The organism is Clostridioides sp. LIBA-7602, assembly GCF_056688945.1.
The window spans coordinates 419,343-432,575 of the sequence record NZ_CP196991.1 but is presented as its reverse complement, the minus strand read 5'-3'; the positions used below and the strand labels follow the sequence as shown (position 1 = coordinate 432,575).

Annotated in this window: 11 protein-coding genes; 3 read left to right on the top strand and 8 right to left on the bottom strand. The window is 27.5% G+C overall.

Going from position 1 to position 13,233, the window contains the following annotated elements:
* Positions 1-218 precede the first annotated feature (218 nt).
* From ACTG45_RS02370 to ACTG45_RS02335, 8 genes are all read right to left on the bottom strand, one after another.
* Positions 219-710: a hypothetical protein gene (locus ACTG45_RS02370; protein ID WP_021382913.1), complete on the bottom strand. Its 492-nt coding sequence runs from the start codon at positions 708-710 to the stop codon at positions 219-221.
* 28 nt (positions 711-738) lie between these two features.
* Positions 739-1,299 (bottom strand): 5' nucleotidase, NT5C type, encoded by a 561-nt coding sequence (locus ACTG45_RS02365; RefSeq protein WP_021382987.1) that lies wholly within the window; start codon positions 1,297-1,299, stop codon positions 739-741.
* A gap of 151 nt (positions 1,300-1,450) precedes the next feature.
* Positions 1,451-2,608 (bottom strand): class I SAM-dependent methyltransferase, encoded by a 1,158-nt coding sequence (locus ACTG45_RS02360; RefSeq protein WP_479918011.1) that lies wholly within the window; start codon positions 2,606-2,608, stop codon positions 1,451-1,453.
* A 36-nt stretch (positions 2,609-2,644) separates the two neighbouring features.
* On the bottom strand, positions 2,645-3,586 hold the full coding sequence (locus ACTG45_RS02355; RefSeq protein ID WP_044212433.1) for a hypothetical protein: 942 nt from the start codon (positions 3,584-3,586) through the stop codon (positions 2,645-2,647).
* A gap of 86 nt (positions 3,587-3,672) precedes the next feature.
* On the bottom strand, positions 3,673-4,365 hold the full coding sequence (locus tag ACTG45_RS02350) for a metallophosphoesterase (protein ID WP_021382970.1): 693 nt from the start codon (positions 4,363-4,365) through the stop codon (positions 3,673-3,675).
* 109 nt (positions 4,366-4,474) lie between these two features.
* Entirely contained in the window at positions 4,475-5,287 is an 813-nt protein-coding gene (locus ACTG45_RS02345; RefSeq protein ID WP_021382941.1) for a GTP pyrophosphokinase, read from the bottom strand.
* A 50-nt stretch (positions 5,288-5,337) separates the two neighbouring features.
* Positions 5,338-6,249, bottom strand: a complete 912-nt coding sequence (locus ACTG45_RS02340; protein WP_021382912.1) for an MBL fold metallo-hydrolase — start codon at positions 6,247-6,249, stop codon at positions 5,338-5,340.
* Between the two features lie 44 nt (positions 6,250-6,293).
* Complete coding sequence (locus tag ACTG45_RS02335) at positions 6,294-7,043, bottom strand: YkgJ family cysteine cluster protein (protein WP_021382926.1); 750 nt, start codon at positions 7,041-7,043, stop codon at positions 6,294-6,296.
* A gap of 88 nt (positions 7,044-7,131) precedes the next feature.
* Here ACTG45_RS02335 and ACTG45_RS02330 point away from each other — a divergent pair, with 88 nt between their 5' ends.
* The 3 genes from ACTG45_RS02330 (at position 7,132) to ACTG45_RS02320 (ending at position 13,110) form a co-directional block, all read left to right on the top strand.
* A complete protein-coding gene (locus ACTG45_RS02330; protein ID WP_021382967.1) occupies positions 7,132-7,383 on the top strand; it encodes a hypothetical protein in 252 nt (83 codons plus the stop codon).
* Positions 7,384-7,608: 225 nt separating this feature from the next.
* On the top strand, positions 7,609-8,028 hold the full coding sequence (locus tag ACTG45_RS02325; protein WP_021382997.1) for a hypothetical protein: 420 nt from the start codon (positions 7,609-7,611) through the stop codon (positions 8,026-8,028).
* Between the two features lie 24 nt (positions 8,029-8,052).
* Complete coding sequence (locus tag ACTG45_RS02320) at positions 8,053-13,110, top strand: DUF5724 domain-containing protein (protein ID WP_479919726.1); 5,058 nt, start codon at positions 8,053-8,055, stop codon at positions 13,108-13,110.
* Positions 13,111-13,233 lie beyond the last annotated feature (123 nt).

The following is a 13,233-nucleotide window of genomic DNA, read 5'->3' as shown; positions in this document are numbered from 1 at the left end:
CCCCCTAATATACTCAGATAAAAATAAATTATTTTAACCATTTAATAGATTTAATAATTCAACTTTTATCCAATATATCGAACATTACGTTTAATATACATTACTTTTATAAGAATGTAAATAGTTTTCTGAAATTTTGTGAAAATGTACAAATAAAAAACTAGTAGCCTAATACTTTTACAAGGCCACTAGTTTTTTTAATACAATAAGATTCTATTTTAACTATAAAATTTAGATGCACCTATAAGCTGTCTTTTAGAAACAATCTTAGCTAGGTTTGCTAATGAAGAAATTTTTATATCTTTAAAAGAAACTAAAAATACAAACTTAAAATCGGTAAATTCTTGATTTATGTTGTATATATCAAAATAACATCTCAAATTATCAAATAAGTAATTTTCTTGCAAGTCTGCTTCTATCTCATCCGTAGCATCTTTTAAATAAGCTCTTACATCTTCAAATAAAACATTGAAATAAGACTCATCTATTTCTTCACCCAATTCTTCCAATATTTCTTCTATATCTAAATCATCCATATCAAAAGAATTTCCTGTCAACTGACAATCAAACACCAATATGTTTTCTTGATTTATAGTATTTGATATATCTTGCACATATTCAAAGTCTGGACGTAATTCTAAAATATCTTTTACTTCACTGCTCTTTACATGAATCTTTCCTTTTCTATTTTCAAGTTTTAAATCTATCATATGCTCCCCCTTTCGATTTACAAATCTTTTAAATACTTTGTTTTATAATCTTTTCAATATCTATCCAATTATTAACTCTAATTATATTTTGATGTCTAACAGCTTTATTATAGTTAGTATCTAGAAGTATTACTTTAACACCATCATCAGCTAATTGTACTGAATTTAAAGGATTATCTTCTATAAATATATCACAGCTCAGTTCTCTTGCCTTTTCAACTTTATAATCACTTCCTAATAAGTAAACATCTATATCTGAAAATCCTTGTCTCGATAGCCAGTTTTTAGTTACATCAGTTAAACACTCATGCCTAGCTGTTACAAAAGATAAATTATGTCCTTTAGATAATGTGCCAATTACCTCAGTAGCACCCTCCACAATCTTTGCTTCATCATAGGAATGTATATACTTATTATTAAATTCTGCATATACATCTCTTATTCCTGAACCATATAATTCTTCCCAATTATGTGTTATACACTCTGCTTCAGTTATGTTTTTATTAAAAATATCATTTAGGTATGGAAGAAAATGATATGGGCTTGTTATTGTTCCATCTATATCAATACATATATTCAATTTGTTCATTTTTACCTCCATGTAACGTTTATTGATTTGATTAATCACATATTATAGCACAGCTTTAATTATAAATCAAAACTCTAGATATGACTATACCTATATAATACCAAAAAGCTTGCATATTTAAGCAAGCTTTTTGTAAATTTTACATTTTTAACTAATATATAAGTTTTTCTAAGGTTGGTTCAACTCCAAATTGTGCTTTCAGTTCTCTATATTCTTTTAATGCTTTGTCATTATTTGTTTTAGTTTTTATTGCTCTTATCATTAAATTTTTTGGTGTGTCAAGTGGAGATATGTATTCTACTACAGAAGTATCATATCCATTGCCTTCTAATAACAAGGTTCTTAGGCCATCAGTTATTAAATCTGCAAATCTAGCTTTAAATACTCCGTGTTTTAATATTGGTTCCATAGCTTCATATTTATATTGCCCTAATAACTCCTTATGGCAACATGGTACTACTACTATAGCTTCAGATTTTGCTCTAATCCCTAGACCTATTGCCATATCTGTTGCTGTATCACAAGCATGTAAACTTATCACAAGGTCAACATCTCTATTTGGTGTATAATTAGTTAGGTCCTCTTTTATAAACGACATATTTTTATATCCTAAGTTTTTAGCCATATTTCTTGATGCTTCTATAACTACATCTGAATAATCTATCCCTATAAAATAACAGTTTTTCTTTAACACTTCTTTTATATAAAAGTTTAAAACAAAACTTAGATAAGATTTACCACAGGCACAATCAAGGATTGTTATACAGTCTTTATCCTGTATTTCCTTTAGAATACTATCTATCAATTCCACAAAATGGTCTATCTGATTGTATTTTCTTATTTTATCATTTTTTATCTTACCATCTTTTGTAAGTACTCCAATTTCTTTTAGAAGTGCATTTGCCTGTCCTACTTTTACATAATAATCTCTGTTTTTTATTTGAGATGCTGTAAACTCATCTATTTTAGGTACTTCTTCTATATTGTCTAGATACTTTACATTTACCTTCTTATTATCGCCTTCAATTACAACAATAGTTCCTCTCTCAATATATTTAAATACTAAGCTATCATAGTTTTCTGCTTCTTTAGAAATATTCTTAAGCAATTCATTAAATGTATATAAATCTGATTTTCCTTTAAAATTAAATTTATACTTATTATCTTCTTCTATTGCCATTCCTTTAAATTCTTTTCTTCCAGATTTAAAAATCACTTCTAACTCAATAAAAAAATCCCTATTATCAAGGTTTCTTTGAGTAATCCCCATAAAAAACATGTTTAGTTTTCCAATACTCTGCTTATTCATCTTAATCTCCCTTTTAACTTATATCCTTAATTCTTATTAATTAATATTATTTATTTCTGCTCCATCTATTTCTTCTTTTAAATCATTTAATCTATTTTTAAAACTTTCTATCTGCTTATCTGACAAATCAAGGTACTCAGTTATCTTCCCTATATATTTAGGGCTTTTAGTATTTATTAACTTTAAAGCACTTTCCATAGATTTTTGTCTAAGTTCATATGCTTTCTTTACATCATCTCTAGCATTACTCAATGTTTCTGTATACTCTTCCTTAGAAAGTTCTGGAATCTGCATATTTTTATACTCTTTTACAACTTCTTTACACTTATCTCTAGCATTTGTAACGTCTTTTTTTATACTAGACAATTTAGTTATATTTTTTGCTATATCCTTAGTATAAGGTATACATTCTCTCATTGGAACTAAAGCTACTCTTTCTATATTATAAATTTCTTTCTTAAAAATTCCTATACTTTCTATATCTATTTTTTTTATATCTTCACTATTTTTTTCTTTACTTGTTTGATTAGTATTTTCTTTTGTTGTGCTTTCTTGTTCTTCTGATTTATCATTTACTGAAACATTATTCTTTGAATCACTATCTTCTTTTACATCCTTATTTTCTTCTTTATTACTTTCTTTATTTTGTGCATTTTCATCTTGCTTACTATTTAAATCTTTATTATTTGATACCTCTTCATTCTTTTCCTTGTTCTGTTTTAAATCAGCACTTTCTTTTTCATTAAAGTTTGATACATACTTTTCATCATATGTCTCATCAGAAATATAATTGTGATAATACATAGATTCTTTTATCTTATTAAGTCCACTCATATAAATATTACTTATCATTATTGTTGTAGCTAATACCACGTAAATACTACTGTAGATACAAGACCTCTTAAAATTCTTGTAATTTCTGAATATCACTACTAAAGGAATAAGATATAAAAATATAAAAACTAATATCCACCTCATAAGTCGTGTCTCCTTTCTCAAAACCGAAATCCCTCAAATATTTATTTTTAATCATGTATCTTATAGTATTTACCAATTTATGTTTTTTAATCGTTAACTTTTATTAAATTAAATTCTGTATAGTCACAGGATGCTAATATATATTCTACTCCATTTCGAACTCCCTTTAATCCCATTTTAAAAGATTCTTTACCATGTAAATGACCATAAATCACTTTCTCTACGTTATATTCTTCAAATAACTTTGTAAATAGAGATTCTTCTAGTTTATCATTTGTAGGAGGATAATGAGTAATCACAATTATTTTTGAGTGACCTCTTTTACGAGCAGACTCTAATGATAATCTCAGTCTATTTTCTTCCCTTTTATAAACTTTCTCATCAGTCTCATCAAATTTAACATCATTAGGGCATATCCAACCCCTACCTCCACAAATTGCATAGTCTTTATATTCATAAAAATTTGTCTGAATGAAACTCATATTTTCATATAATTTATTTAAACTTGTAACGGTTGTCCACCAATAATCATGGTTTCCCTTTATAAGTATTTTCTGTCCTGGAAGTTCGCTTATTATATCTAAGTCTTTTTTAGCTTCTGATAAATTAATTCCCCAAGATGTATCTCCTAATACTAAAACTAAATCTTCTTCCTTTACAACCTCTTTCCAATTATCTATAATCTTCTTTTCATGACCATCCCAATTACTTCCAAAGATATTCATTGGCTTATTGACTGATGTTGAAAAATGTAAATCTCCTATAGCATATAAACTCATAATATCATTCCTTTCTTGATTACACTAAATAGGCTGTCTCTTTTTAGAAATTATTTTCCATTAAGAGGCAGCCCCATTAATATTTAGCAAATTTTATATAAGTAGCTTTTTATTGAACTACTTTATCATCTACCTTGGTATTTTTATATTGCTCTAATAATATATCTATTTCTTGTTTTAATTCCAAAATTTCGGTTATATTTTTATCCGTTTCAGTTCTATCCAGTTTTCTTTGATACTGCATAGCTTTATGTGTATCACCCAAGTCGTATAACTCTTGTATTCTATTTAGAGTGTCTCTAATAGCTATAGACTTCATTTGATACATAGCCTGAGCTTTCATTATATCCTCTCTTATTTCGCTCATTTCTTGGTCTAAAAGAAACGCAGCATCAGATGCCCTTCTAAGTCTTTCGGCAAGAGTCTCAGGTATGTAATGGTCATATTTATATTTTAATGAATGTTCTATTGTAGCCCAGAAATTCATTGCAAGAGTTCTTATTTGTATTTCACATATGATTTCCTTTGAACCCGCAATTGAGTTTATAGGGTATTTTATTATAACATGAAAGCTTCTATAACCACTATCTTTGTAATTTGTAATATAATCTTTTTCTCCTATTATAGTCATATCATTTCTTACTTTTATCAAATCAACTATAGCATATATATCTTCAACAAACTGGCACATTATTCTTATACCAGCAATATCATCAATTTCAGTTTCTATATCTTTTGCATTTATCCTTTTTAATTTAGATATTATGGAAGATATTTTTTTTGTTCTACCTGTGACAAACTCTATGGGAGAATATTCACCTTTTGCTAAATATTCTTTTCTTATATTTTTAAATTTTATTTTCAATTCTTCTACTGCATGTTCATAAGGTGCTAGTATCTCATTCCATTTTTCGTATTCCATATTGCTCACCCTTTATTTGTTTTTTATGACCTTCTTTATTTTATCATAATTTATTTTGTTTTTGTATAGTAAAGCAATTCCCCATTCTCCAATATATATCCTATTTCTTCTAAATCAACTAAGTAACTTATAACAGATACTAATGAAGATTTAAAAAAATGATACTCTTTATAATTATTGCTTAAATTATTGTTATTTATAATGTTTTTTAATAAAATTTCTAAAGATTTTGGCTCTTCAAGTAACTTTCTTATTTGACATAGATATTTTTGTAGTGCATTTAAATGTTTTTCGATTAATTTATAGGAATCTTCTTTTGATATTACTTGCTTACCATGCCCTAAAACTAAGTACTCAAAATCTATATCCTTTAATTTCTCTAATGAATTTATTTGTTCTTGTATATCATATAGAAACAAGAAATCATATTTTGATAGAATTTCATCTCCTATTAATAAATCTCCAACAAAAATTACCTTATCTTTTGTCAAAACGGCTATACTGCCAGGTGTGTGACCTTGGAACTCAATTATTTCAAACATTTCATTGTTTAATTCAAGCTTACCAGCTTCTATATATTTATCTATTTTTATATCATCCAGCATTTTACTTTTTAAAATATTATCCATAAATACATTGCTCTTTCCCCCGACAATATACTTTGAAAATAGTTCTGGATTTTCTATATATAATTTATCGTATTTAGATGACATTATGCACACATCTTTATAATACTCTTTAAATTGATTACATGCTCCATAGTGGTCATCATGACCATGAGTATTTATAATATATTTAACATGTATTTTATTTTCATCTAAAACTTTATTTACTCTCCTAGGCCTTGAACCACATAATCCTGGGTCTATCATAAGTGCTGTGTTATCTTCAAATACATATATTCCTGTGTTTGTGCCACCTTTTATAAAAAAGGTATTTCCTTTTACTTTTGTAAGATTCACCTTCTTCACCTCATTTTGACAATATTTATGCTACAATTAATTTATTACTTACTAGTATGAGAATCTACAAGAATAATCCTTTTTATTCTATCAATAGTTCTTCTTCTTATGTTGGACTCTTTAGATATCCTTATTTTTACATTATACGATAAGTCTCTATAAAGTAATGACTCCATAAAATATTCAACTATACCTCTATCTCTAAAATCTATATCTATAAGCCCATTAGAATAAATTTTTGAATCTAATATCATAAGTTTGTCAGAAAAGCTTAATCTCTCAGATTTATTTAAATAAGCTTTATTTGGTATAAAGCTGTCGCAATAATCTATTCTATAATTTACTACTTTATCATTTATTTCAAATCCATACTGTTTCTTCATCAATACTTTATATTCGTTATTTTTCTTAGTAACATTAGCTAAATTTTTATTATAGTCTTCTTTTTTCCAATGTCCAAAAAGTCTACAGTTTAATGGTCTAACTTCATATATTAAGCATTTGTTTTTATTATCTTTAAATGGACATGGATTCTTTCTCGTATACTCTTCAAAGTAGTAATCTAATATCTTGCTTGTACAGCTTTCTTTTAAATCAACTCTATCTTCAAGATAACAAAATATATTCAAAAACTCAATTAAATTTATACCTACCGATTCCATACAACAATTTCCACATCCAGAACAATTTCCTATTGGTAAGGATTTATATACATCATTTAGTTCATCAAAGAGCTTGTTTTTAATGGAATAATCTATACAATTTAAAATATCTTTATTTTTTATACTAGTCATTATTAATACTCCTTGTTATAATTATTAAGTTAATACAAACAATTATTATAACATATTTTTAAAATTTAATCGCATGAGGAGGCATTTTATGAATAGATATACAAAAATAATCAATATGATGGGAAGTTATTACACAAAAGACTTCGAGAAAGAAAAAAAGAATGTAATAAAGGTTAGAGAAGTTAAAGAAGATACTGTTAAAAAATTTTTCTTACAAGGTGACTGTGAAGTTCTTGTAGTATTTGAAGATACTGGGAAAGAAATACTTATTGATGACTTTTCTCCTGAAGAAGAAATCAAAAAATATTTAGGACCAAAATTCGTAAATAAAAAAAGATAGCTATCAAAAGTAATTCTAAAATTAAAATTTAATAAATGTATAGTTATAATTTTATATACTCATAGCTAAAAGTTATCTTTTATTGCTTTTTTAGACTTTAAGATAGCTTTTTTTCTATTTTTTGTAAAATAATCTCATAATTCACATTAATAATTCACAAAATGATATAATATAACAAATAGATAAATTTTTAAATATATAATTAATGTTTTGCGAGGTGATTTTATGCAAATTTATTTTAGAGTTAAAGCCGTTGGCAAACGCAAACCTATGCTAGAACTTACCCCTTTTGATTTATCTGACAACATCAATTGCCTAAAAGAGGCTATCTCTGAAATTGTATCTAAAAATGTTCTTGAATATAATGAGAAAATCCCAGAAAAATCAATAATAAACTTCTTAACTAATGAAGAAATTGAATCTCAAGCTGATATTGGAAAGGTTGGATTTGGTTCTATTTATAATGAAAATAAACAATCTGTAGAAAAAGCAATAGAAGTTGCATTACAATCATTTGAAGATGGAATCTACAAAGTGCTTATAAATGAAGACGTTATTGAAGAACTTGATTCCCCTATAAATCTAAAAGATGGAGATATATTTACCTTTATAAGACTTACCTTACTTGCTGGAAGAATGTTTTAAAATAAATAATTTGGAGGTACATAAATGTTGGAACGTACTAGAGTAGAAAAAAATCCTAAAATAATTGAAAATTTTAAAAATAATTTCACTAAATCTTCTTCAAAAAAGTACTATGACTTAGCAAAATCTCTTTGGGATTGTATGGAAAACAGCTCATACTATTATAGAGAACCTGAAGATAAATTCTTAAATATGATAAATAAATACTACAATTGCTATTACTATGAGATTAAAAATATTGATGAACTCCTTTCTGGACCTTTAAAGAATGCATTGGAATTAATATTTACTTCTGAGCAAGTAGAAGAACTTTGTCAGTTAATTAAAAGAAAGATGGATTATACATATTCAGGAGGCTATTATCGCAAGGGTTATCGTTCAAATAAACTTGTAGATTATTTTAGAAGTATAATCAGATTTATTTCAAACTATGTCGATTTAATTTATTATGATTTCTCAGTTATAGATTATCTTACCCTTCCAAATAAGGTCTTATACTATGACTCTGTAATGAGTGATAAAATAGCACTAGAAATAGATAACGGAAATCAAGAAATAATCAGTGCCTTGGAAGAAGTAATATTTGGAGAAAATCAAACTGCCCTACTTACAAGACAAATGATAATTGGTATTATGAAAAGCCATAGTGAGAAATGCTATGAAATGCTTTCTAAACTTCTTTTGGCAGCTAAGCAACAAGAAGGTCTTAGACAACAAATTATAGAGAGTTTAGATGAAGGTACAATTTCTGCATCAATATACATGTTAAAAACTATCTTGGACAATAATTTAGAGAGATTTAGTTCTATTATAAGAGCTTTGGATACATGGACAGGACTTGGTTTTTCAGACCAAAAACCTGGAATAATACGTAAGTGCTTAGAACTTTCATATAAATCATTGACTGATGAAAAATTCCGTACAGAATCAGTTAATAGTGATGATAATCTCGAAATTTATTTTGCTTTATGGGCTACTGCAACTTACAATATATATGACTCTTACTCTCTTATTGAAGATTTACTTTCTTGTCAGGAAAAATATAAAAAACTTGTAGGTCTTTACTTCCTATCACATACAGAAAGTACATATTTCAAACACTCGATAGCATCTAAAAATATCAAGGGAGATGATTTAGAGATTCTAGCATGGGTAATTAGAAATTTCTATGTAGAAAGTTCTGTTGGCTACTACTATAATTGGCAAAATAAAGAAACTGACTTTGACCTATCAAACACTCCAATTGATAAAGACTTTAATGCTAGAAAAGAACAATTTGAAAATTTAAAACATACCTTAGAAATTTTAAATTCAAAGACTAAATCCTTTTTAGGAAGTGTATTTCCATGGACTTGGATTGAAATTTCTTCTCACGATATACTTAAGTGTATGATGACACTAACAGCGTATGATATGAATGAACAGTTTATAGAGGTTCTTATGGAAAATTGTCACCTTATGAGCTCAGACTTAAGAGCTTCACTTATAGTTAATTTTATAAATGAACCAAAAACGAATAGACAACGTGAGTTCTTACTAGAATGTTTAAGTGATAAGAGTGTTTCCAATAGAGAAACTGTACTTAGCCTACTTAGAAAACTTGAACTAACAGACATAGAACTAGACAAAATAACCAATCTACTTTCTTTAAAGACAAGCTCTATTAGACAAACAGTAATAAAAATTTTACTTGAACAAGATGATTCAAAATTAGAGAATATTACTTCCTCACTTATAAAATCTTCAAACTCACAAAAATGCCTGGGAGGTCTTGAAATTGTAAACTTATTAAAAAACAATTCTGGTAGACAAGAATTATATGATAAGCTTATTTTACTGATAGAAGATATTGATAAATCTAAAAAAAATACATCTCAAGTTCAAATATTAATTGATAATTTATTAGGGAAAGCAAAAAATGATTATTGTAAAGAAAATGGTTTTGGAATATACAGCCCTAAAAACAAGGTTCAAATTCCTGAGCAATTTGGTTTTAAAGATGATTCTTCTACTACATCAAAACTTAATAAAATTATTTCAAATATAAGTTTATCTTCAAGTGAAGAATCTGTTTCTATATCAACAAAAAAAGAAGCTAAAAAAATTCTTGATACGGACATAAATAAAATAATACAAGTTTATGAAAAATTTGATGAACTTATTACTGAAAATGCAGATTATGAATATGAAGTTGAAAGATGGTCAGGAAATGTGGAAAAAGTGCTTTTAGGTTACTCTACTTATAATCTGACTCCTATTAAATATAAGACTTCTAATGATACTCTTGATAATTATCCATTGGCAGGACTTTGGAGGGAAATTAGTAAAAAACTCGATTTAGACTACAAATTAATACTTGATATTTTATTTTATAATATAAGTACATGCGGATATAATGAAATAGAAAAAAGTTGGTTTTCGTCTATCTATTCAAATGTTCTTGACTATAAAAAACAAAAGAAAATATCTACAAGACTTCAGAAATTAAAATTCGATGCACTTACAAGAAGACTTCTAAGAGTTTTACTAAATGAGTTTGACCATAAAGAGATATTTGACTATTGTTTAGAAATATATTATAAACTAAGAAATTTATTAACTACAGAACAATGTAAAAAACAAAGAGTTGAATTTACTAAAAACTATTATAGACAAAATGAATACTGCCCTGCTTTAGATGCCCCTATTTTAAATTATTGGCTTGATAAAGCACATTCATTTATTTATGATGATATTTCTTTTACTAAGTTTTTCTATACTACATTTTCAAATTATCAGTTATTAGAATATAAATTTCCTTTTTATACTAGCATAGGTGTATTTGCTCGTGCTCATGAATTAGGATTAATGACTGAAGAACAAGTTAATAGAGAAATTATAAGTGGATACAATTCATCAAATATAATAAGAACACTAACAAATCCTAGATGGGCTGGAGACACATTAGAAAAGTATCCTTGGCTTAAAAACAATTTAAAAACTGTTACAAATAGAGTTATAGAAATTGAATCACGTAGAGGTGATATGCCAACAGAAGTTTCTCATCTAACTAATAACATACAATATTTTGAAGGTATAAATTATTTTGTCAATCTGTTAGTTGCTCTTGGTAAAGAAACTTTCCAGAGAGGATATTCATATGGTAGCAATTATTCAAAAAAAGACGTTTTAAGTTCTCTTCTTAAAAATTGTTATCCTACTAAAGAAGATGACTCAAAAGAATTAAAAAAATTGCTTAAAGGCACTGACATTACTGAATTAAGATTGATAGAAGCTGCTATGTACGCTCCTCAATGGGTTAATATAATTGAAAAGTATTTAAACTGGAAGGGTCTAAAGAGTACAATTTGGTACTTCCATGCACATATAAATGAAGGATTCTCTGCACAAAAAGAATCAGAAGTTGCTCTATTCTCTCCTATTTCACCACGTAGTTTCATTGATGGCGCATTTGATGTAGATTGGTTTTTAGATTCATATAAGACTATTGGTGAAGAGAGATTCAATATACTTTACAAATCAGCTAAGTATATAACTAGTGGTGGTAACTCTCATAGACGTGCACAACTTTATGCTGATGCTACACTTGGTAAACTTGATAAGGAGATGTTAATGAAAGAAATTGAAACAAATAGGAATCAAGACAAATTGAGAAGTTTTTCTTTACTTCCTATGAAAAAAGGAGACCTTAAAGAAGCAACTTTCCGTTATGAATTTATTCAAAAATTTGCTAAAGAAAGTAAACAATTTGGAGCACAACGTCGTGAAAGTGAATCAAAGGCTTGTACAATAGCACTAGAAAATCTAGCTAGAAGTGCTGGATTTGGAGATGTCAATCGTATGATGTGGGCTCTTGAAACTGAAAAACTAAATGAAGTTGCTCATTTATTTAAGCCAAAAGATATTGATGGAACTTCAATTTGGATAGATGTTGATGAAAATGGTAAAGCATCTACTAAAGTTCAAAAAGGTAATAAATCTTTAAAAAGTATACCAAAATCCATTGCCAAACATCCATATGTACTTGAACTTAAATCTGTTCAAAAAGATTTAAAGAGTCAGTATTCTCGTGCAAAACAGAGTTTAGAGCAAGCTATGAAAAATGAAATAATATTTACAGTTAAAGAAATCTCCAATATTTATAAAAATCCAGTTATCTGCCCTTTGATTAAGAATCTAGTGTGGGTGTGTGATGATAATATTGGATATGTTTATAATGATAAATCTAAGTTTTTTATTTGCAATATAGAGGGCGAAACTTATAAATTAACAGCAAAAAATAAATTAAAACTTGCACATCCGGTTCATCTTTTTGAGTCTGGTAAATGGAGCGAATTCCAACATGACTTATTTAATAAGCAAATTGTTCAGCCATTTAAGCAAGTATTCCGTGAGTATTATAGAATAAATAGTGATGAATTATCTGAAAAAACTATATCTCGCAGATATGCTGGGCACCAAATCCAGCCAAAGAAAACTGTAGCACTTCTTAGAAATCAGCTTTGGACTGTTGATTATGAAGAAGGTTTACAAAAAGTATTTTATAAAGAAAATATAGTAGCAAAAATGTTTGCACTTGCTGATTGGTTTTCTCCAGCAGACATTGAGCCTCCTACTATTGAAACAGTAGAATTCTTTGATAGAAAAACTTATAAAAGCTTAGAATTGGCTTCAATACCTCCAATTTTATTTTCAGAAGTTATGCGTGATATAGACCTCGTTGTAAGTGTCGCTCATGCTGGTGGTGTTGACCCTGAAACAAGCCACTCTACTGTAGAGATGCGTATAGCAATTGCTAAAGAATTACTATTATTGTTAAAGATTAAGAATGTAAATTTTGAAGGTTCTCACGCTCTTATAGCAGGTAATTTAGGTGAGTATTCTGTACATATGGGTTCTGGTGTTGTACATAAAAAAGGAATGGGAGCTTTAAATATACTTCCTGTACATTCTCAAAGTAGAGGTAAGATATTCCTTCCTTTCGCTGATGAAGACCCTAAGACTGCTGAGATTATGTCTAAAATCTTATTACTTGCTGAAGATAATAAGATTAAAGACCCTAGTATCTTAAGCAACTTATAAATATACATCTTATCTCTAAAATATATTGGACTTTCTATCTTTTCATGAAAGTCCAATATGTTTTTATATTATATTTTATATAAATTAATTTATAATTATAACGAATTTATATGATATCTTCAT